The sequence below is a fragment of the Arthrobacter sp. 18067 genome, assembly GCF_902706295.1.
In the GTDB taxonomy this organism is placed as follows: Bacteria; Actinomycetota; Actinomycetes; order Actinomycetales; family Micrococcaceae; genus Arthrobacter.
Genome location: NZ_CACSJJ010000005.1, coordinates 84,010 through 104,827, shown reverse-complemented (window position 1 = coordinate 104,827; position 20,818 = coordinate 84,010). Strand labels below are relative to the sequence as shown.

The 20,818-nt window shown below is 60.5% G+C and carries 14 protein-coding genes; 7 read left to right on the top strand and 7 right to left on the bottom strand.

Annotated elements, in window-relative coordinates; genetic code table 11:
- Window positions 1–117: 117 nt before the first annotated feature.
- Entirely contained in the window at window positions 118–993 is an 876-nt protein-coding gene (locus GVL04_RS06795; RefSeq protein WP_159701533.1) for a helix-turn-helix transcriptional regulator, read from the bottom strand.
- A 102-nt stretch (window positions 994–1,095) separates the two neighbouring features.
- On the opposite strand from GVL04_RS06795, the gene GVL04_RS06790 reads away from it, so the two are divergent.
- The gene (locus GVL04_RS06790) at window positions 1,096–2,544 is read left to right on the top strand and encodes an MFS transporter (protein ID WP_159701530.1); all 1,449 of its coding nucleotides are present in this window, start codon (window positions 1,096–1,098) and stop codon (window positions 2,542–2,544) included.
- 310 nt (window positions 2,545–2,854) lie between these two features.
- On the opposite strand, the gene GVL04_RS06785 is transcribed toward GVL04_RS06790, so the two are convergent.
- Window positions 2,855–4,270 carry an MFS transporter gene (locus GVL04_RS06785; RefSeq protein ID WP_200846767.1) on the bottom strand — a complete coding sequence of 472 codons (1,416 nt, stop codon included), beginning with the start codon at window positions 4,268–4,270 and terminating at the stop codon, window positions 2,855–2,857.
- On the bottom strand, window positions 4,263–4,673 hold the full coding sequence (locus GVL04_RS06780; protein WP_159701524.1) for a MarR family winged helix-turn-helix transcriptional regulator: 411 nt from the start codon (window positions 4,671–4,673) through the stop codon (window positions 4,263–4,265). The genes GVL04_RS06785 and GVL04_RS06780 overlap by 8 nt, the downstream gene beginning before the upstream one ends.
- A gap of 245 nt (window positions 4,674–4,918) precedes the next feature.
- On the opposite strand from GVL04_RS06780, the gene GVL04_RS06775 reads away from it, so the two are divergent.
- Window positions 4,919–9,808, top strand: a complete 4,890-nt coding sequence (locus GVL04_RS06775; protein WP_159701521.1) for an NAD-glutamate dehydrogenase — start codon at window positions 4,919–4,921, stop codon at window positions 9,806–9,808.
- 503 nt (window positions 9,809–10,311) lie between these two features.
- Here the strand turns inward: GVL04_RS06775 and GVL04_RS06770 are convergent.
- The 3 genes from GVL04_RS06770 to GVL04_RS06760 form a co-directional block, all read right to left on the bottom strand.
- Window positions 10,312–11,526 (bottom strand): cytochrome P450, encoded by a 1,215-nt coding sequence (locus tag GVL04_RS06770; RefSeq protein WP_159701518.1) that lies wholly within the window; start codon window positions 11,524–11,526, stop codon window positions 10,312–10,314.
- Window positions 11,523–11,729 (bottom strand): ferredoxin, encoded by a 207-nt coding sequence (locus GVL04_RS06765; RefSeq protein WP_159701498.1) that lies wholly within the window; start codon window positions 11,727–11,729, stop codon window positions 11,523–11,525. The genes GVL04_RS06770 and GVL04_RS06765 overlap by 4 nt, the downstream gene beginning before the upstream one ends.
- A 391-nt stretch (window positions 11,730–12,120) precedes the next feature.
- Window positions 12,121–13,236: an NDMA-dependent alcohol dehydrogenase gene (locus GVL04_RS06760; RefSeq protein ID WP_159701495.1), complete on the bottom strand. Its 1,116-nt coding sequence runs from the start codon at window positions 13,234–13,236 to the stop codon at window positions 12,121–12,123.
- A 356-nt stretch (window positions 13,237–13,592) separates the two neighbouring features.
- On the opposite strand from GVL04_RS06760, the gene GVL04_RS06755 reads away from it, so the two are divergent.
- The 5 genes from GVL04_RS06755 to GVL04_RS06735 all read left to right on the top strand — a co-directional run bounded on the left by GVL04_RS06755 (window position 13,593) and on the right by GVL04_RS06735 (window position 19,537).
- On the top strand, window positions 13,593–14,840 hold the full coding sequence (locus tag GVL04_RS06755; RefSeq protein ID WP_159701492.1) for an ABC transporter substrate-binding protein: 1,248 nt from the start codon (window positions 13,593–13,595) through the stop codon (window positions 14,838–14,840).
- 134 nt (window positions 14,841–14,974) lie between these two features.
- Window positions 14,975–16,459, top strand: coding sequence for an aldehyde dehydrogenase (locus tag GVL04_RS06750; protein WP_159701489.1), 1,485 nt, complete (start codon window positions 14,975–14,977; stop codon window positions 16,457–16,459).
- 344 nt (window positions 16,460–16,803) lie between these two features.
- Window positions 16,804–17,856 (top strand): MBL fold metallo-hydrolase, encoded by a 1,053-nt coding sequence (locus GVL04_RS06745; protein WP_235036201.1) that lies wholly within the window; start codon window positions 16,804–16,806, stop codon window positions 17,854–17,856.
- A 494-nt stretch (window positions 17,857–18,350) separates the two neighbouring features.
- Window positions 18,351–19,208 (top strand): hypothetical protein, encoded by an 858-nt coding sequence (locus tag GVL04_RS06740; protein ID WP_159701486.1) that lies wholly within the window; start codon window positions 18,351–18,353, stop codon window positions 19,206–19,208.
- Between the two features lie 14 nt (window positions 19,209–19,222).
- On the top strand, window positions 19,223–19,537 hold the full coding sequence (locus tag GVL04_RS06735; protein WP_159701483.1) for a hypothetical protein: 315 nt from the start codon (window positions 19,223–19,225) through the stop codon (window positions 19,535–19,537).
- A 550-nt stretch (window positions 19,538–20,087) separates the two neighbouring features.
- Here the strand turns inward: GVL04_RS06735 and GVL04_RS06730 are convergent.
- Window positions 20,088–20,798 carry a hypothetical protein gene (locus tag GVL04_RS06730; RefSeq protein WP_159701480.1) on the bottom strand — a complete coding sequence of 237 codons (711 nt, stop codon included), beginning with the start codon at window positions 20,796–20,798 and terminating at the stop codon, window positions 20,088–20,090.
- Between the last annotated feature and the right edge of the window lie 20 nt (window positions 20,799–20,818).

Here is a 20,818-nt window from a genome sequence, read left to right as displayed (position 1 = left end):
AGCGCCTGGTCCTTGTCGCGGCCGTGATACCAAGGACAGCAATCCAGCCCACCATCTACGCCTCGTGGCCTCCGAGGAAGATAACATCCGCTAGATACCCGTAGAAGGACGAGCGGTTCATTGCTTCTCCTTTAGGGTCGCCGTGATCTCGCGCTGGGTCGCTGCCCAACTGGCCAAGACTTTCAGCGCATCTTCTGACGGCGTTCCCGGGTCCGCCATGTATACGTTGATACGCAGTCCTTGGTCACCGGGTAGTTCTAGTGCCTCGAAGCCTAGCTCCAGGTCCCCGACGATTGGGTGATTGAGCCGCTTCCGGCCGTTCCGGTGGAGCTTCACATCGTGCCGAGCCCACCGGATGCGGAACTCCTCGCTGCGCGTTGAGAGTTCACCGACTAGGTCTGTGAGGTCTTTATCGTAGGGGTTTTCTCCGGCTGTGGACCGCAAAACGGCGACGATGTCGTCCGCGCTGCGTTCCCAATCGGCGAAGAACTCCTGCGCTTTCGGGTTCAGGAAGGTGAACCTTGCGGTATTCGGCGGGATGGTTCGTTCAGCCATTAGATCCAGGTAAAGGGCTCGGCCGAGTTCGTTGGCGGCCAAGACATCCCCGCGGTCGTTACGCACCCAGGCCGCGGCCGTGATCGCATCGATGACCCGTTGCACGCTTGGCCGCAATGCCCGGGGGCTGCGCTTGCGCCGCACTCGCGGGGAAGCTGTGGCTGCGAGGGTAAGGTCGAAAAGATGGGCCGTTTCGGCGTCGTCTAGCTTCAATGCCCGGGCGAGTGCCTCGATGACGCCGTCGGAGGCGCCGGAGAGGTTTCCGCGCTCTAGGCGGACGTAGTAGTCAACGCTCATCCCGGCGAGCATCGCGACTTCTTCGCGACGTAGGCCGGTGACACGGCGGTTGCCACCGTAGACGGGCAGTCCTGCCTCTTGAGGCGTGATTCTGGCTCGGCGGGAGGTCAGAAACCTCCGCACGTCGTCGCTATGTGTCATGACATCCACGGTACGTGTCGGCTGATGTTCGAGGGAGGGGATGGCAGTACCCGGAACGATAGTGACTCCCAGCCCCTAAGAAATCACGCTTGCATTGAAACCATGGAAAGTACACCGACAACGACTGTAAATCCGACCGCGATTGTGGCGATAATCCTTGCCAGTTACTTCATGATCCTGCTGGACACTTCAGTCATCTTCACTGCGCTGCCGAGCCTTCAGGCAGATCTGCAGCTCAGCACCGGTGAACTTTCCTGGGTTCAAGACGCTTATACGCTAACCCTCGGGGGTCTCCTCCTTCTCGGCGCCCGGGCTGGTGACTTGCTCGGAAGGCGGCGCGTATTCGTGTTCGGTCTAGTGGTGTTCTCGATCGCGTCCTTGCTGATCGGATTGGCCCCTACAGGCTGGTGGGCAATCGCCGGGAGGGCGATCCAAGGTATCGGAGCGGCGATCGTGGCACCTGCTTCGCTGTCCCTACTGACCGCGAGCTTTCCCGAAGGCCGTGAGCGGACCCGGGCCGTAGCTTTGTATGGTGCGACTGCGGGGATCGGCGCCAGCCTTGGCTTGGTCATCGGCGGGGCGCTGGCCCACTGGGTCTCTTGGCGAGCAGGTTTCTTCGTCAACGTGCCCATCGGCGCTGCGATGGTCGTCCTAGCTCCCCGGTTCCTCTCCGAGACGGGACGGGCCAGCGGTCGCTTCGACGTGTTCGGAGCGCTTAGCGCGACCCTCGGTGTGGGCGCAGTCGTGTTCGGGATCATCAACACCGCTGAAGCAGGCTGGCAGTCGCCGGTTACGCTCACAACCGTCAGCGCCGGCGTCGTGCTCCTGATCGTCTTCGTGCTGTCCGAACGCAGGGCTTCCCAGCCCATCATGCCGCTGAGCCTGTTCCGGAGCCGCCGCCGAACCGGCGCCTACGTGGCGCGCTTCCTCTACCTGGGCGCTATGATCGGATTCTTCTTTTTCACCACCCAGTTCATGCAAGAAGCACTTGGCTTCGACCCGCTCCAGGCCGGATTAGGGTTCCTTCCCATGACTGCAGTGAACTTCACTGTGGCAATATGCCTCCCGGGTCTCATAAAGCAGTTGCCGAGCTCGGTTGCTCTCTTGGCCGGGATTCTACTGACCCTTGCCGGGATGTTCTGGCTGAGCCGCGTCGGGATCGAGGCCGAGTACTGGACGGACGTCGCATTGCCAATGGTCCTTATTGGAGCCGGGCAAGGCTTGGCCTTTGCCCCTCTTACCTCGTTCGGCATCGTCGATGCGCCAGTGTCCGACGCGGGCGCCGCGTCCGGCCTGGTAAACACGTTCCACCAAGTGGGCACCTGTCTAGGGCTTGGCATCGCGGTCGCGGCTGCGGCTACCGTCCCTTCTGGACCAGTTAAGGAGCACCTGACGGCGGAGGTCAGCGCCGCGCTCACTGCTGGCAGCATTCTCATGCTCCTGGCTCTGACAGTCGCCGCGGGACTGATTCTGCCCGCAGACTTGACCGAACGCCGCATTAGGACGTTGTCCGCGGCGCGATCCGTGGCCTTAGCCAAGTCCGCCCGTTGAAACCTCCAGCCATGGAGGTGGTGCTGGGCCTGTAGTCCGCTGAAGGACAGGGCATGGGGCACGACCCCCGCAAATTTGCTGCCAATGCCAGGCTAAGCGTCGCCCGTTCCTTGGCTAGCCGGACAAAGAATGCGAGGCCCCCCGGGGCCGTATGAGAAACGATTTGCCCTTCCGCACTCGCCCTCCTGTCCATGCTTTTGACGATGCATGAGGGATCCGCTGAGGATGCTCTGGGCGGCCTGAACCCGTGGGGCGGAACAGCTGGCTGAGATGCACTATCGGCGCCCTCGCCTGCGGCCCTGTACAGGGTTCAACCTACTCGGGCATCAGTCCGGCCGGCGGCTACCGAGCGGGAATTCGTCGTCAGGATGTGGATGATCAAGGTGAGGAACACCGCCGCGCACAGGACTGCGCCGATCCCGAGCGTCGTGGTGATTCCGGCACCGGTCGGTCGAAAATCCGGCGCGATGTTTGCTGCGAGCACGGCGCCCGAAACAGCGGTGCCGAACGAGCTTCCCACAGTGCGGAGGACTTGATTGAAGCCCACCGAACTACCGAGATCCTCGGTAGCGACGCTACGAGCGATCAGCGCCGGCATGGCGGCATTGATTGTCCCCATACCCAGCCCCATCACTAGCATTCCGAGAAGGATCTCCCAAAGCTCAGCATGGGCAAACCAAAGGAGTATTCCGGCTGCCATCACCATGCCAGCGCCTATCGGCAGCAGAGTGGTCAGACCTATCCGGCGCGATAATCGGCGCACCAAACGGTTCGCCGTGAAGCTTCCTACGGACAGCGGGAACATCACAAAACCGGCCCAAAACAATGGCAGCGCGACGCCATATCCCGTGGAATCCGGGGCCTGGGCGACCAGACCGGAGATCGAGATTCCTATATACATCGCGGCCCCGAGCCCCATACCCGTGCCGTTTGCCAGAAGCACATCTCCGTTCCGAAGGACCCGAAGGTTGACCAGCGGATGCCGCGTCCGCAGCTCAACCCCCACCCAAGCTGTTAGAACGGCTGCAGCGAAAACGAACGTGGCGATGATCCAAGGAGAGCCCCACCCCCAGTTCGGCCCTTCACTGATACCCAGGAGCAAAGCCCCAAGGCCAAGACCGAGCAGGCCTGCACCGGCATAATCCAGTCGTGCGCGCGGGGCACGTTCATCAGGTCCTGCCGGAACGACTCGGAAGACCACAATGATGGCGGTGACCACGAACAAAGCGCCGAACCAGAAAGCGAACCGGAAGTCGAACACTCCCGCGATGATGCCGGTCAAGGGGTATCCGATCCCCAAACCGGTTGATACTGTCACGGACAGGCTTGAAATAGAGAACCGCACCTTGTCAGCAGCGACATATCGGCGGGCCAAGGCGATTGTCACTGCAACGATCCCGTAAGTCAGCCCCTGCAGTGCACGCCCTATCAGGAACACCGTGAAATTTGGTGCCACCGCGGCGATGATGGACCCGATGAGGATTATCGACAGCGCCCAAAGCAGAAGCCGCTTCTTGTGAGGTCCATCGGCCAGACGACCCATGACGGGCGTCGCGATCGCGCCGACCAGGAGGTTGATAGTCAGCATCCACTGCGCCGTACCCACCGAAACATCCATCTCGCGGGAAATTGTGGGCACCAACAGCATGCCTAGCGAGCTCACGACTGAGGTGGAGAGCGCCGCGTAGACCAGAGCCGGTACCAGGCGCGCTCGCGGTTCAGTCAACGGATACTTCCAATCCGAGTTTCCAGAGGATGACGATGGCCGCATGGAGAGTCTCCCGCTCATCCTTGGTCAGCTTCTCCCTGATTGCCTGATCAAGCCACCCCTCACCGGCCGCCAACTCCTGGGCCAGCTTCTGCCGGCCGACCTCGGTGATCTCGATCCAAATCCGGCGCCGGTCCTCTGCATCAGGCACACGCATGACGAGCTGTAGACGTTCAAGTTCACGCGCTGCAAGCGAAATTGCTTGCGGGCTGACCTGAATGATCGCGGCCAGCTCCGACGTCGTCGCCCGCCCTTGCTCCGCCAAATGTCGCAACACTCCCAGCTTGCCCGGGGAAAGCGTTCGTTCGGCATTCCGTCTCCGCAGCAGCGGGATCAGCGCCTCGAAAAAGGAGCCTGTCATAAGTTGGTCCGCCAGTAGGTCGTGCGTCATCCCCCAACTGTACAAGAAGCTTGATCAAGTTACTTGAACATTTCGAAATGCCCGGTCGGAATCCGTGAGAACGGCTAGGGTCTGCCGAAAGCATCCGAAATCCGTCATTGAGGCCTCTGGACTGCGAGCGCGGAGATGGCCATCATGAAGAAAAGCGCGAGGAGCCGTCCCGTATAGCCAGTCGGAGTGGTTCCGCGCGCTGGAGGTGAAAGGGTATGCCACACGAATCCACACCGTCGGACTCATTCGCAGGAGGGCCGTCACCGACTGACGAAGAATTCTTCACCGCCTATTACGAGCATGTGGCCGCAGATGACATCCACGACCACAGCGTAGAAACGCTTGAGTTCCGCGCGCGTGAACACCTCCGTCTGGCCGCGGTCCGACCACCTAGAACGTTCACGGTCGCAGTGGTCAATGAGCGCACTACCGCGATGCTGTTCGTGGTGGCCGATGACATGCCACACATGGTGCGCTCGGTCACCGCAGAGCTCATCCGAGAAGGCATGTCGATCCGACTCGTCGTCCACCCCACGTTCGAAGTTCATCGCGATCCGGCAAGCCATGAGATCATCGAGCTCCGTCATGGGCCGCAGCGCACACGTTTCAACGCCGGAAGCGCCGCCGCATTGACGGAGCACGATGCGCCCGAGCCCGCGGCGGCTATGGAAGGCACCGCGGAGATTTGGATCGCCGTGGAGATTAGCGGACTAACCGATTCGTCCCGCGCCGAGGATCTCGTAGCGGGCCTGCAGAGGGTCCTCACCGACGTTCGCACTGTTGCAGAGGACGCACGTGAGGTACACGCCCAGATGGTTATCGCCATCGCGTCACTGGACCGGTTACCCAGCGGGTACCTGCCTTCCTCCGAGCAGCTCAGGAACTTCCTGCTTTGGCTTGAGAGCGGAAACTTCACGCTCCTCGGCTACTGCGAACACGAGCTCAAAACCGCGGGAGGCTCTGACGTCTTTCGGCTGAGGGCGGGGACGGAGCTGGGTCTTCTGCATGCGCACACTCCGTCCAATGACACAGACGAACCGACTTTCAGAACCAGCGAGATCCTGACGATTTCCACGTCCGACCTTCGGTCCACAGTAGAGCGGCCCTCATATCTGGATGAGATCCGCATCAAGATCTTCGACGACAGCGGGGCCGTGGCGGGTGAACAGCGCTTTGTCGGTTTGTTCGCTCCAGGAGCGGCAGCCCAATCCGTGGGTCAGATACCAATGATCCGGGAAAAGGTCGCCGCCGTGCGTAGGCGCCTCGGTTTCATCGCAGAATCACGTCGGGGCACTGAATTGCTGGCCGTCCTTGAGTCATTTCCCCTCGATGAGCTTTTTCAGGTCGACGTTGACGATCTGACCCGACTCACGACGGAGATCCTGCGGCTTCAGGAACGCCGACAGACACGGCTGTTCCTGCGTACCGACGACTATGGCCGCTTCGCATCGGCCCTTATATTCCTTCCCCGCCACCGTTACAGCACCGCAGTGCGCCTTCGCCTAGCGCAGGAACTCAAGGACGCTTTTAACGCTCCAACCCTTGAGTTCGACGTCTGGCTGAGCGATTCGCCGATGGCCCGTGTTTTCTTCCGGATCCTCCTGCCGGCAGGACTAGGGCCCGGCACCATCGATCCGTCTGTACTTGAACGTAGCCTCATCATCGCCACGCGAACTTGGACCGAGGGACTGGATGAGGCACTCCGGAGCCACTTTCCCACCGCACAAGCCGCCCGGCTATTCTCTCTTTGGTCAGCAGCATTTCCTGCCAGCTATCGCGCGGATGTCGCCCTTGAGGACGCAATAGAGGACATCGAACGATTCGAGATGTTCAATCTGGACGGAACCGGCGGACGCCCCCTCGATGATCCCATGCTGACTCTAACAACGCGGCCGGAATCTGCCCGCAGGCTGGCCTCGGGCGCTGACTTGCGGATCCGGCTCTACCTCACAAGCCCCCAGAGCCTTACGCAGATCCTGCCGTACCTCCACAATCTAGGCCTTGAAGTGCAGAACCAGCGACCGTTCGACATCCTGCGTGGTACGGACAGGCCCCTGTTCTTGTATGACCTGGGCGTGAGGTATCCGCTTGGTGTGGACCCCGTTCGAACTAGCTCCCTGCTCGCAGATGCTTTCGGAGCAGCCATGCGCGGTGACACGGAATCAGACCGCTTCGACGCCATGGTCCTGCAAGAGAACCTTGAATGGCAGCAGGTCGCGATCCTCCGCGCTTACGCCAAGTATCTCCAACAACTGGGGACCACAAACTCCTATGACTTCATCGCCGATACTTTCCTGAACAACGCTCGGGCTGCCCGCGCGCTGCTGGGCTTGTTCCAGGCAAAGTTCCGCCCGGGGCTTGGAATCGCCGAACGACTCCGGGATACAGCGGCCGCCCGCTCGGAGGCTTCCGAGGCGATCGACGCCGTCACCTCATTGGATTCGGACCGCCTGCTGCGAACCTTCTTGAACCTCATCGAGGCCACAACAAGAACCAACTTCTACCGCGACCGGCCATACCTAAGCTTCAAACTCCAGCCTTCCCACCTTCCTGGTGCACCCTACCCGCGGCCGAAATTCGAGATCTGGGTCTATTCGCCTCGCGTGGAGGGCGTACACCTTCGCTTCGGGCCCGCAGCCCGCGGAGGCCTGAGATGGTCGGACCGGCGCGAGGATTTTCGCACCGAAGTTCTCGGGCTCGCCAAAGCCCAGATCATCAAGAACTCAGTGATCGTCCCGACCGGCGCGAAGGGTGGTTTCTACCCCAAACGGCTTCCAGATCCGGACGCCGGCCGCCCCGCGTGGCTCGCCGAGGCCATAGCGAGCTACAAGGACTTTCTCCGCGGGCTGCTGGATGTAACGGACAATCTGGCATTGCCGGACGTCGCAGGGTCCTCTGACGATCGTGGTGCCCGGGGCCATGAAGGACGCGTCGTTCCCCCCGCGCAAGTGGTATGTCATGACGACGATGACTATTACCTTGTGGCGGCCGCCGACAAGGGCACCGCCGCGTTCTCGGACATCGCCAACGAAGTGGCCAGCGAGTACGGCTTCTGGCTGGGCGACGCATTCGCATCGGGCGGTTCAGTGGGCTACGACCACAAGCGGATGGGCATCACGGCTCGGGGCGCCTGGGCGTCCGCGATTCAGCATTTCCACGACCTCGGATTCGACTGCCGGAACGAAGACTTCACGGTGGTAGGCATCGGCGACATGAGCGGGGACGTATTCGGCAACGGCATGCTGCTCTCAGAACACGTCCAACTCGTAGCCGCATTTGATCATCGACACATATTCCTAGACCCCGCACCCGATGGAGCGGCCTCCCTTGAGGAGCGACGCCGCCTCTTCAAATTGCCGGGCTCGTCCTGGGCCGACTACAACCCCGCGCTCATCAGCCCCGGTGGCGGGGTGCATCCGCGCACAGCCAAATCGATTCCCATCAGCCCGCAAGCCCAACTGGCACTGGGGCTGCCGCCGAGCACGACGGTAATGAGCCCGCCCGAGCTCATCCGGGCAGCCCTCCGGGCACCAGTGGACCTTATCTACAACGGTGGAATCGGAACCTACATCAAGTCCTCCTCCGAGACCAACCCCGAGGTGGGCGACAAAGCCAACGACTGGATCCGCATCAACGGAAACGAACTCCGGACAAGGATCATAGTCGAGGGCGGAAACCTCGGCGTGACCCAGCGAGGCAGGGTGGAAGCCGCACTGAACGGGGTCATGCTGAACACGGACGCCACCGACAACTCAGCTGGAGTGGACTGCTCCGACCACGAAGTCAACATCAAGATCTTCATCGACAGCATGATCGCGACAGGCAGGATGGCCGCCAGCGAGCGCACAGACTTCCTCCATTCCCTCAGCGACGACGTCGCGCGCCTGGTGCTGAAGAACAACCGCGACCAGAACACCCTGCTCGTTAACGACCGCCAGCTCGTCCTGAACTGGAGCCCGGGCTTCGAACGGACAATGGACTGGCTGGAAAAAGCCGCCGGCCTTGACCGTGCTCTTGAAGCATTGCCCACCACCGACCAGCTCCATGAACGCCTGCAGACAGGCCAGGGACTCACCTCTCCAGAACTGTCGGTGCTGGCTGCATACGCCAAGATCGCACTGGCCAAGGAACTGAACGACAGCGACGTCACCGACGATCCCTGGTTCAATCAAGTCCTTCGCGGCTACTTCCCGTCCCGCATCGTAGACCGCTTCGGAACTGAGCTCCAATCACATCCGCTCCGCCGGCAGATTATCAGCACCGTGCTCGCCAACGACATCATCAACCAGGGCGGAATCACCTTCGCCTTCCGGGCCATAGAGGAAACCGCCGGGAGCGCGGCCGCCCTCGCAAGGGCCTTCATGGTGATACGCGAGGCCTTTGGTCTCCAGCGGGTCGCAGGCAGGATCGCCGAGCTTCCTCCAGCCGTTCCGTCCGATCATGGCGCGGAATTGGCATTGTATGTACGAAGAATTCTGGATCGGGCGACGCGCTGGTACATGAGCCACGATCATAGGGACCAACCGGTAGAAAAGGCCCTGAGCAGGATAATGCCCACCATGGACCTTTTGGGGAATAGAAGCCTCGTTTACCTGCGGGCCGATGACATCGACTTAGCACAGGACCTGCAGGCACGCTGGGAAGCCATAGGGATTCCGTCCGATCTGGCGCGCAGCGGAGTCGGCATTGCCATGAGCGTCCATTTGTTGGATATCTCCCTAATCGCAGAACAGATCGATGAGCCCCTCGAGAGGATTGCCGATTTGTACTCCACCGTGCTCGAGCGCATCGGCGCCCTAAAATTGTTTCTGAGGATCACCGATCTTCCCCGCGGGAGCCGCTGGGACGCACTCGCTCGGGCCGCGCTGCGCGCCGATGTGTACTCAGTCGCGGCTGACATGGCCATCTCCGTCTTGCGGAGCACTTCTAGCGGCGAGTTAGGACGCGCAGACTCCCTCGAGCGCGTCCTGGCATGGGAACGCGGACGCCAAGAACAGCTAGCTCGGATCAAGGACATGTCCGCCGAAGTCACAGGGGCCGGCCCTGTGGACTTAGCCTCAATTTCCGTTCTGCTCAGACTCCTCAGAACCCTCGTCCGCACTTGACCGGCGCTCATCACACGGGCGGCGACCGCTTGACGGACTGAACGGCGAAGGCTGGTCGCTGCACCTTGTAAGCAGGCCAATGCACGCCAGCGCAAATAGCGGGCTCTTGGACGTCGCGCACGCCGGCCCTCGACTCGACGTTGGCCAAGGGATGAGAACGATCAACGCCACTCAGTAGCGGCAGAACAGGGATGCAGGGCATTCAGACTCATGAATCCCCCTCCATCCATACTTATCTGAAAGATAGGATAGTTATGGATAATTCGAAGCATTGTTTGCGTCCGAATGCGCCGTCCCCGGCGACGTTTGCGCGTTGACTCTCGATGAAACCAAATAGGGGTCTGTTACCGCTACTCGCCCGGCCACCCACCCACCCAGGCTCAGTCCCAGGACTCACTGACCAGCACACTGTCGCCCGCCAACAGTAGCCCTAATCCATCCAGCAAAACGCCGGATTCCCGTCCACACAGGGATTTCGGCGTCTTGCTCTAGGTAGCTTCGGTCTAGCTGGCGACGGCCTGGTCCATCTGGACTGCGTCGAACTCAATCGGTAGGTACTCATGCGACTGCACCACGCCTGTCGCCGTGTGTACAGTCTCACCCTCTGGGATACGGATTCGGGTGACTCTCTTGTATAGCTCCTGAAAGCCGATCTCGATCTGCAGCCGGGCGAAATGCAGCCCTATGCAGCGATGCGGACCCAGGCCGAATGCCGCATGTGGATTGCGCTCACGCTCGAAGTCCAGCTCCGCCGGGTGCGCGAACCGCGATGGGTCCCGATTGGCCGATGCGTAGTGCACCGCAACCCTGTCACCCGGTTTCAGGGGGCATCCATTCAGCTCCGTCTCTTTGGTAACGGTGCGGGCCATGAAGGCGATCGGCGAGTCCAGGCGTAGGAACTCGTCCAGATCGTCCTTGATCCACTCGGGGTCGCGCACCCGTGACTCAAGGGATGGGTCGTCAGCGATGTGCCGGGCGATGTTGCCGAGGGCGGCCTTCGTGGTGTCGAGTCCCCCTGTGAACAGAATGGTTGTCGCCCCAACCCGTTCCTCCATCGTCAATGGACGTCCGTGCACCGTGGCCCGCAGGATAGCGTTGACAATGTCGTCCCGTTCGCTGCCGGAGGCCAGCCGCTCCTCAAGGAGTTCCTGCGCAAGACTTGCCAGCTCGAAGAAGGCTTCATTCCAGCCGTAGCTGCTGATCTCTGTGGCGAGGTCGATTGCGCGTTGTAGACGGACCTCATTGTCGTCATCGAGGATCACTCTGGCGAGGTTGCCTGTCGTGAACGGGACTGCGAACTCGGTCATGAACTCAAATCGGCCGCGGGGGACGAGCTTGTCGAGCAGCTCGCTTGCGTGGCGGCGAATATCTTCCTCGTAGCGGGCGAGGAAAGTTCGCATGAGGTAGGGGTTCAGCGCCCGCCGGAACTCAATGTGGTTCGGCGGGTCCTCCGTCAAAGGCGGCATCGGGATCGGCGTGCCGCGCAGGCCCGCCTCCGCTGAGCTGTAGGTCTCGGCGTCTGTCAACACGGCGCGTAGGTCGTCGTAGCGCGTGACGATGTGGTAGCCGTCATCCGCGTCCGTCTTGACTACGGGGCAGGACGTGCGCGCGAAGTCGAGGACCTCCCACAGACGCAAGCTGTGTGAAGGCTCGAACAAATCGAAGTGCGGTGTGAGCTCTTCGACCGGCATCGCCGACGGATCCGACGAACCCATCATGATGAGCTCCTCTCCACGTAGCTGATCGCCTGCTCGGGGCAGTTCCCTACGGCCTGAGCCACAATCTGCGCGAACTGGGAACCTGGTTCTGGGATGAGGACGACACCCAGGCCGTCGTCGGGGGTCAGGTCGAACAGCTGGGGGCTAATCAGGGAGCACCGTCCGTGTCCCTGACAGCGGTCATAGTCGATCATCAACGTCATTGTTCACTCCTCGACGGCCAACATGGATGCGCGTGATCCATAGCATTTGGCCACATTTATGGATGCAGTATGGCAGACATATCGAATGACGTCACGAAGTTTTTTAGGGCACCAAATGGCCATCCCGCGAAGTGTCCGGGCATGCCCATGGCCCGAGTGGCGCCTCGGGTATGCGGGGTTGAATCGCGCCAAGTTCGATAGAGTCATCGAGGCCTGGAAGGACTGATCTCACGTCGGATCAAACATTCCCCGGCCGAGTTGATGTAGCGGGCGAAGAGGCTCGACGGCACTCGCCGTTCAGGATCGACACCGCTCGGACCAATGGTTTTCTCGGTTTGGATGACGTGATGCGGGCGGAGGCACATTGTGCCCCGCCCGCATCACGTCCGCCTCAGAATTGGATCACGCCGCGGAGGTTTAGGCCCTTGTGCATGTCCTCGTAGCCGACATTAATGTCCTCGAGTTTGTACGTTTGGGTCACCAAGTCATCCAGCGGGATCCTGCCGGCACGGTATAACGCGTGAATCCGGTCGATATCTGCCGTGGGTCGGGTGAGGCCCATGACCACCCCAATCAGATTCTTCGCCGACATGGCGAACTCGACCAAAGGAATCGACACTGTCTCCTCACCGAGCGGAGAGACGGAGGTCACAACCACATTGCCACCCTTGCTCACCAGACGCGTGATTGGGCCGATCATGTCGCCGTGAAGGACACCAACGGTGATTATTGCCGCCTCGGCCATTCTGTTCCTTGTGAGGGTCGAAACGATACCCATAGCCTCTTCGATGTCAGCAGCCGCATGCGTCGCCCCGAGCTTCAGCGCTTGTTCCCGTTTGAATGGCACAGGGTCGACTGCGACCACATGCGCAGCACCGGAAATTTTTGCACCGATCACGGCGCTCATCCCGACTCCCCCGACGCCGACCACAACGACGGTGTCGCCGTCCCGGATGCCCGCTGCGCGCACCGCGGAGCCATAGCCGGTGATGACGGCACAGCTCGTGATGGCAGCGACAGGCCCTGGGATGTCTCGTTCGTAGCGCTGGACTCGGATCTGCTGCACGAGCGTGTAGTCCGAGAATGTTCCGAGCTGCCCATATGCACCGATCGGCTGGCCGTCTGCAGAGGTGAACGCGAACGAGCCATCAGCGCGGGCGCCCGTCATCACATCCAGATTTGCGTCGCAGATGTAGCTGCGCCCCTCGGCGCAATAGCGGCACTTCCCGCACGAAGGCAGGGGAAGGAGCATGACCGAGTCGCCGACTTGGACCCGGTCAACGCCCTCCCCGACCGCGACAACGACTCCGGCACCTTCGTGGCCGCCAACGACCGGCAGCGCGGCCGGGAAGTCTCCCGTGATGTTGTGATCGTCGCTATGGCAAAGGCCTGCGAACTCCAGCTTAACGAGCACCTCGCCTTGCCGCGGGTCGGCTAGCGTGCAGTCCTCGATCTCCCACGGACGGCCGACTTCCCAGCACACTGCGGCTCGAGTCTGTGTTGGCATCTTCTGTCACCTTTCCTCGTCGGGATGACCCGATCGCTTGAGAAATACTTCGTGACGTCGGTCACGATGTCTGTAATAGTGTATGCACAAGTGACGTCATTCACATGGTAGTGACCGTGCCATCCAACTTGACGCGCAAAGAGCTAATGGTGGCTTTTGGCGATCGACGCTAGCCGCAGTCAAGGACGCGGTTCGTGGTTCGGGATGTTAGTTGAGCTGTCAATAAACAACGAGGTCCGGAGGTAACGCGCAGAGTGGGGCTCAATGACGGAGCCTCAAAAGCAGGTGGTAGGCATCGCAACATCACACGACGTCGTGCACTGAGGGCGTCCACGCCAAGGAAAGGCTCTGTACTTATGACCAAACTAAAAATGCTGACGGGGGCGGTCACCGCGCTGCTGGCCGCAAGCACGCTCGCGGCTTGTGGCTCGACTTCCGCCTCCGACAGCGGCGGCGGGACCACAATTACTCTTGGAATCATGACGCCACTGACCGGCCCGGCAGCGTCATCTTTCGGCCAAAAGACCATCGATGCAGCCAAGGCACGCATCGAGCTGGCCAATGCCAGTCATGAGATACCAGGTGTGACTCTGAAACTGGTCAGTGAGGACGAGGGGACCAGCCCGCAGACTTCCCTTGCGGCGCTCCAACGGCTCCACGAGCAAGACCACGCCGACATCGTTCTTGCAGCCGGCGCGTTCTTCTACGGCTCGTACCGCTATGCAGTGCAGAATAAAATTGCCGTCGTGGGTGACTGCATCGACGGCCCTGAGTGCGCAGACCCAAATAACAAGACAATTTTTGCAACGTTTGGTAGCTCCGACAACAATTTTCCAAATTATCAAGGTCTCCCGGAATTCTTTAAGAGCAAAGGCGGAACGACGTACTGCGGGGTCGGCTACAACTTTCCGTCGACAATCGCCAACGGAAAGGCCATGAGCGGTTCGGTGCAGGCGGCCGGAATGCCCACGCCTTTTGTGGACTTCAGCTTCGACCCTGGATCGGCCAACTTCAGCACCATGGCGCTCTCGATCAAGAATGCCCAGTGCGACGTGGTCGGTACTCAAATGCAGGTCGCTGACAGCCTTTCGCTGTTCACAGCCCTCAAGGGCGCTGGAGTTGAACTCAAGGCCTCATTCGTCCAAGGCGGCTATGGCCAGGAGCTTCTGGACGACCCGGCAGGCCTCGCTGCTGCCCAGGGTCTGTACATGGCAGCCGGGTACACACCCGCCTCATTGAAAACCCCTGGGGTCACGCGGATGATGGACGCGCTCAGGACATATGCCGGTTGGTCAAAACCGTACCCCTCCGTCAGCCATGAGTGGGGCTGGTTCACCGCCGATACGGCGGTCACGGGCCTAATCGCCGCGGCGAAGGAAAATGACACATCCCCCGCCGGTTTCGTCTCCGCGCTGCGCAAGGTCACCCATGATACCCATGGTGGCCTGACGTGCCCCGTCAACTACTCGACTTTTGGGGACACGCAACAACAATTCCCAGGCAACTGCACCTACATGGTCAAGGTCACAGGCAACGAGCTGGTGTCCGCAACGGGCGACGCTCCGATCCAGATCAAGGCCATCCCGGGAACCAAGAACGGCTAACGCCACCGCCGCCTGCTCGCCGGCTTGGCTGCCGGCGAGCAGGCGGCGTTAAACCTGGGTGGGTTGAAATCGCTCAATGATCGGTCTCACCCCAAAATAAGTTTGTCGACCGTCACAAGACAATAGGAGAGCACATGATGAGAAACTTCGAGGTCGCCGCGCCGCCGAAGATCGACTTTGTTGATGGACCAGGCGCAAAGCCGATGCTGATCGGCGGCGAATGGGTGGCCGCCAAATCATGTCGTACGTTCACAACAATCAATCCGGCCAATGGGGAGACGATCGCCGAGATAGCCGCTGCGGACTCCGAGGACGTCGATTTGGCCGTGGCGGCAGCTCGCCGCGCGTTCGAGGAATCGACTTGGCGCGACCTTAACCCACATGCGCGGAGCCAAGTACTGCTAGACATGGCTGAAGCGATCGAGGCCCATGCCGAGGAATTGGCACAGCTGGAATCTCTGGACGGCGGCATACCGATCAGCATCACTCGTGGCATGGTTGCCAGCACCGCCCTCACATTCCGCTACTACTCTGGGTGGCCAACCAAGATCCTGGGCACTGTCAATCCTGTCAGCGACTCCGTGCACTGCTACTCCGTGCGCGAGGCCCTGGGCGTCTGCGCTGGAATCGTCCCGTGGAACGGCCCACTGGTGATGGCATCATGGAAGATCGCACCAGCGCTCGCCACAGGGAACACAGTCATCCTCAAGCCTGCAGAGCAGACATCACTGACGGCGCTGAGGTTTGCCGAGATCCTGGGCGAATGCGACCTGCCGCCTGGCGTGATGAATGTCGTGACCGGGCTCGGTGAGCGGGCCGGGACTGCGATCGCAGCCCATCCGGACATCGACAAGGTGTCCTTCACAGGCTCGACCGAGACAGGCAAGAAAATCCTCGGAGCCTCGGTAGGAAATCTGAAGCGTGTCACTCTGGAACTCGGCGGGAAGTCACCGCACATCGTCTTGGCCGACGCGGACATCGAATTGGCGGCGCGCAACGCTGCGAGCGGGTTCTGTGCGATGTCCGGCCAGGTCTGCGTGGCAGGAACACGCATTCTGGTTCAGGACAGCGTGCATGACGAGTTCGCAGAAGCTCTCATCAAGGCGATGTCCGCCTATCAGATCGGTGATCCATTTGATGACGGCACCACACTTGGTCCCGTCGTGTCCAAGCAGCAGTTTGACCGGGTGACTGGCTATGTGACGACCGGCCAGGATGAGGGCGGTCGGATCGCCAGTGGCGGCGAACCGGTCAACAGCCGTGGCTACTTCGTGGAGCCTACCTTGTTTGAAGGCGTGAACAACGGTATGCGGATCGCACGGGAGGAGATCTTCGGCCCGGTGGCAGCGCTCATCCCGTTCAGCGATGTGGATGAAGCTGTACGAATCGCCAATGACACGCCGTACGGGCTGGCGGCCGCGGTCGCTACGCGCGACGTATCCAGTGCCCACACCCTGGCGCGGCGACTCCGCGCTGGAGTCGTATGGATCAACACTCACGGCGAGTTGGATTTGACCTTCCCGTTCGGCGGATTCAAGCAGTCAGGCCATGGCCGCGAACTCGGCGCACAGTCGCTAGATGCGTTCACCGAGCTCAAGTCAGTTATGATCCGCCTATAGGGCCCGCCAACGCGCCGTTCACCCTGCACTTCCATTCAGCCTCTTTGACCAAAATGACTCGCGAGGTCCTGGCCGGTCCGGCGAGAGTTGCCATGGCAAGGCCAGGACGATGCGGTTTGGAGGTTCAACGGGAATTCACTATCCATACCGCGGAAGAATGGACACGCCGACGGAGGCGTGTCCCGCGCATATGACGGCAGGGGCGATGATCTGACCGAAGACTAGGGAGTTTTTCCTTAATGAGACCGTCAGTGCTGCGAGCCAGTTATGTTCACCTCCGAACTGACTAAACTGAGTCGGTTCCGTCCGTGTCTTTGTATTTTTTGAGTCCTCGAGAGGAACTGATGAGTCTGCCACAGATTGCCGTCACGGGTCACGCCCAGAAGGAAGCGTGGCAGAACAAAGTGCTGCCACCCGTGGAGCAACTCAACATGAATGTGTGGTCCGTCCCTGTTCCATTCCCCGACAATCCCATGCGCTACACCCTCAGTTACCTGCTCTTGGGCGACGGTGAGGCGGTTCTGATCGATCCGGGCTGGGACAGTGATGTCGGCATGGAGCATCTGACGGCCGGTCTGCGGCAGGCGGGCCTTGGGCTCTCGGATCTGACGGGCATTGTGGTAACCCATTTTCACTCGGACCATCTGGGGATGGCTGCCCGTCTGCGTAACGTCTCCGGTGCCTGGGTTGCTCTGGGCGAGCACGAAGTGCACCGGCTCGCCGCTTACGATGACCCTGATCGTTTCCTGCGGGCCCACAGCGAGGAACTTACGTTGTGGGGCGTGCCGGCTGACCGGCTAGCTGAGGTGGCCATGGACAGCACAAGCCTGGTGCATGTGAAGAACCTCGCAGATCCAGACCTACGACTCAGCGACCGTAGCCTCGTGCCCATCAAAGGGCTAGAGATGCGGGTGATCACCACTCCCGGACATTCGCCGGGGCATATCTGTTTGGTGGATGAGCCTCATGGCCTGATATTCAGCGGGGACCATGTCCTGCCGCGCATCTCTCCCCACATATCGCTGGAGCTGCCCGGTCCACCCAATCCGCTGGCGGACTACTACAAGTCCCTGGACCTGATCGCATTCGAGGACGAGATGGAGGTTTGCCCTGCGCACGAATACCGATTTATCGGCATGCAACGGCGGGCCGCACAGCTGATCCAGCACCACCGGGAACGCTCCGCCGAAGTCCTCGGCGTGCTGAATCGGAACCATCCCGACACCGTATGGGACGTTGCCCGCCACTTGACGTGGTCACGGGGCTGGGAGTCCCTGCGGTCATTCTCGCTGCGCCTGGCGGTCTCCGAAACAGCCAGCCATGTGGTGTACCTGCGCTCACAGGGCCATGAAATCAATGTGCCCGTGACCGGACCACACCGGGCAAATATTCGGTGACGCCAACCCGCTGGGCAGGCTTCAAATCCGACGCGACTAACCGTCGGACGAGGCCGCTGTACCTGCCTGGTGGTCTAGGACCTGATCCCCGATGCTCGACCGGTCGAGCTTCGAGACTGCCAGGGCATCGAAGCGCCCCAGCTTCAGCGAGCGCCGGGCGATTCTTCAGGTTCTTGGCTGACGCGGCATTCTCGAGATAGATGATCAGGGGTCAGCCGTGCCGCGCTGCTTCAAGTGCCTGTGGCATCTCTGGGCTCACATCTTGTTTCGACGTTGAAACGCGCATGTACCCGATGACTGCGAGCGCTCTAGGGGTCTGTATGACCCGATTCTTCCCTCTATGTGTAGAACTCTTCGAACAACAGAATGTCGGCGGCTCGCATTAATGTGTTGTGTGAACCGTTCGAACAAATCAAGGGGGTCAGGTGCTACAACAACAGGGTTGGTCAGCGGCTAAGGAAGACGTGCTTGCATACAGGTTGTTGGTTTGGTCTGTGAAGCCGACTAGCAGCGGTAAGAGCCTGCAGGATGCGGCACAGGAACTGGACGCTGATGAGGATCTGCTCTACGGCATCTTGAAGGAATTTTGGGCTTCGGGGCTCGCTGACGATATCGACCGGGCAAACGTTCCCTCGATGAACAGCGTCTTTGCCACCGGTGCCGCTACGGCGAAGGCGCGGGAAATTGCAACAGCAAGCACAAATGCCGGGAAACGACGCCTTGCCCTACGCAACGGCATTGTTGATTGGCTCAGCAGCGTAGGAGAACCATCCGGCCTGTCCGACTTCGTCGATGACCCCCGCGCGTCCTTCTTTGGCGTCTCCTATACGCAAGACGAGCTGAGTGCCGCAGCGGATTACCTCCAAGACAAGGAACTGGTCAAGGGATACGCAGCATGGGGTGGTGAGATTTTGCGTCCTTCATTGACCTCTGATGGTATCGACTGCGCCGACAGTTACTCCGCTGATGTCCAGTCGTATCTGAACCGCTCCCAAACGCTGGCGAACAACACCAATGTCACTGTTCACGGATCAACCGGCGTCAACATTGCGGCCAACAGCAACTACGTCAATCAGTCTGTGGGCATCTCGCAAGAGACCGTAAACAAGATCAAGAAGATCGTCGATTCATTTCAGCAAGCTCGTCCGCTGCTGGAACTGGACGCCGAAAACGACTCTAAACTGACTCAGGTCGTCGCGGAAATCCAAGCGGAGGTCGACCGTCCAGTTCCCGATACGAACAAGCTCAAGGGCTTCCTACAGACACTACACAGCATTGGTGTGGGCGCTGCGGGCGACGCCCTGGGCTCGGTGCTGGGAGACGCTGTCATGGCAGTAATGGGCAGCTTCTGAGTTCAGCCGAAACTGTGCAGCCAAAGGTCAGCTTCGAGGACGCCCGCCAAATCGTCGCGCGGGCGCGGCTTGACCTGGGTAGGGGCGACGGCGCGGGAACGTACATGATCGCTGACTACGGCTTCGAGAGCGCACAGCACTGGCTGATCGTCGACGGAGATCGGGAATGGACCATCGGCAGAGACCTTAGTTTTCTGTACTGCGGAGCTGGGCCGGTGCTCGCGGACAAGTTCACCGGCGAGCTGATCCAACTCCCGTCGCTGTATGACTTCGAGTACATAGCCACATTCGTATCCGTTGGCGATGTCCCGCCGGACGACATGGGCTGACAAGAGTGCCCGGTGCATCTCGTGCCGGGCGTTCTTCGTGGCCCCAATCTACCTGTGTCCTATCGTGCTTCGAAGATGAGTTCTGGCTGCGTCATTCCCCCGTTGTTCTCGAGCGCGCTGTGTTCATCAATCTCAAAGGCGGGCGTGGAAGGCGACCAAACCTACCTCTTAGCACCTACCACGTTCCGTCTGGTTTCGGGTAGACAGTCATACTGATTGGCTCAGCTTCATTGTTCATGTCCTCAAGCTACTCGGCAGGATAGTGCTCATAAACGCCGGATTTTGCCCTCCGAGAGCTGGATATGAAGTGGTAGGACCATCTGAATGAATGCGACGCCCACAGGTTCATCAAGTAGTTCATTAATCGAAGCCTGTCCTTCCAGTTCGCTGTCTTCAGCTCTATCCATGCATCAACCACAAGCTGGGAATCGTGGCCCTGCTGGCCGACCGGTCGGCTGTGCGCGGGGTTGCCCTCCGGAGTTTTGTGCTGGACAGTGCACTGCTGAAAAGGAGGGCAACTTTTTTCTTTGTCTTCGGCTCCATCAGCGCTCTATCCGTTCGACCGATGCCGCCGGAAGAGGGTCAGTTCAATCTCATCGGCTCGGACCAGGCGTGTGCCCTCAAGCCGTTCGCCTGCTTGACCGGCCCAGCGACCCAGCAAGCCGGAATACCTTTCGTAGGTCTCTGGCCACCATCCTGCCTTCGGCGCTTGTGGCCACGCGTCCTGCCGCAGATTATTTGACACAACTTGATCCAGAATCACGTGGCGTGGATGCGCGGTACTGCCCTGGGCGAAGTAGAGGAATTTGGTGGAGAATGCTGGTCCAAACCATGGGATTCGTCCCGCGCCTCGATTGGTTGTCAAGGTGCCGTATGCCTCGCCGGTAGGGGCTCCATTCCTAACCAAAGTCCAAGCTGTCACAAGAAGCTTCCCGGCTTTTTCCTGTTCGGCGGATAGTCCGTCTAGCCGCTGATGAAGCCGGGGCGCGCGCGTGCCCAAGCCCCAAGCCAGAGAGTAAAAGAACAACTGGAAAGCGTTCGCGACTGTCGGAGCCTGATCCCCAAGGTCGAATACTTCCTTGCGGGTCACCGATATACGCTTTGCGTTGCCGAGCTTCCCCTCGGCTGGCGGCAACCCGCGAGCGGTAAGCGCGCGCTTCCAACGGTCACTATCCACGAACACCGCGTGGCTCATCACAGCAGCGGAACCGGGCAGCTTTGCGAAAATGTCTTCGGGCAAGGGTTCATTTTCGTTGATCATGGGATGACTCTACGGGGGCT

Bases quoted from the DNA above. Each gene is read 5' to 3' on its own strand.
- GVL04_RS06730 (WP_159701480.1), bottom strand. From the start codon at position 20,798: ATGATCAACGAAAATGAACCCTTGCCCGAAGACATTTTCGCAAAGCTG.
- GVL04_RS06755 (WP_159701492.1), top strand. From the start codon at position 13,593: ATGACCAAACTAAAAATGCTGACGGGGGCGGTCACCGCGCTGCTGGCC.
- GVL04_RS06750 (WP_159701489.1), top strand. From the start codon at position 14,975: ATGATGAGAAACTTCGAGGTCGCCGCGCCGCCGAAGATCGACTTTGTT.
- GVL04_RS06745 (WP_235036201.1), top strand. From the start codon at position 16,804: ATGAGTCTGCCACAGATTGCCGTCACGGGTCACGCCCAGAAGGAAGCG.
- GVL04_RS06760 (WP_159701495.1), bottom strand. From the start codon at position 13,236: ATGCCAACACAGACTCGAGCCGCAGTGTGCTGGGAAGTCGGCCGTCCG.
- GVL04_RS06790 (WP_159701530.1), top strand. From the start codon at position 1,096: ATGGAAAGTACACCGACAACGACTGTAAATCCGACCGCGATTGTGGCG.
- GVL04_RS06780 (WP_159701524.1), bottom strand. From the start codon at position 4,673: ATGACAGGCTCCTTTTTCGAGGCGCTGATCCCGCTGCTGCGGAGACGG.
- GVL04_RS06765 (WP_159701498.1), bottom strand. From the start codon at position 11,729: ATGACGTTGATGATCGACTATGACCGCTGTCAGGGACACGGACGGTGC.
- GVL04_RS06770 (WP_159701518.1), bottom strand. From the start codon at position 11,526: ATGATGGGTTCGTCGGATCCGTCGGCGATGCCGGTCGAAGAGCTCACA.
- GVL04_RS06775 (WP_159701521.1), top strand. From the start codon at position 4,919: ATGCCACACGAATCCACACCGTCGGACTCATTCGCAGGAGGGCCGTCA.
- GVL04_RS06795 (WP_159701533.1), bottom strand. From the start codon at position 993: ATGACACATAGCGACGACGTGCGGAGGTTTCTGACCTCCCGCCGAGCC.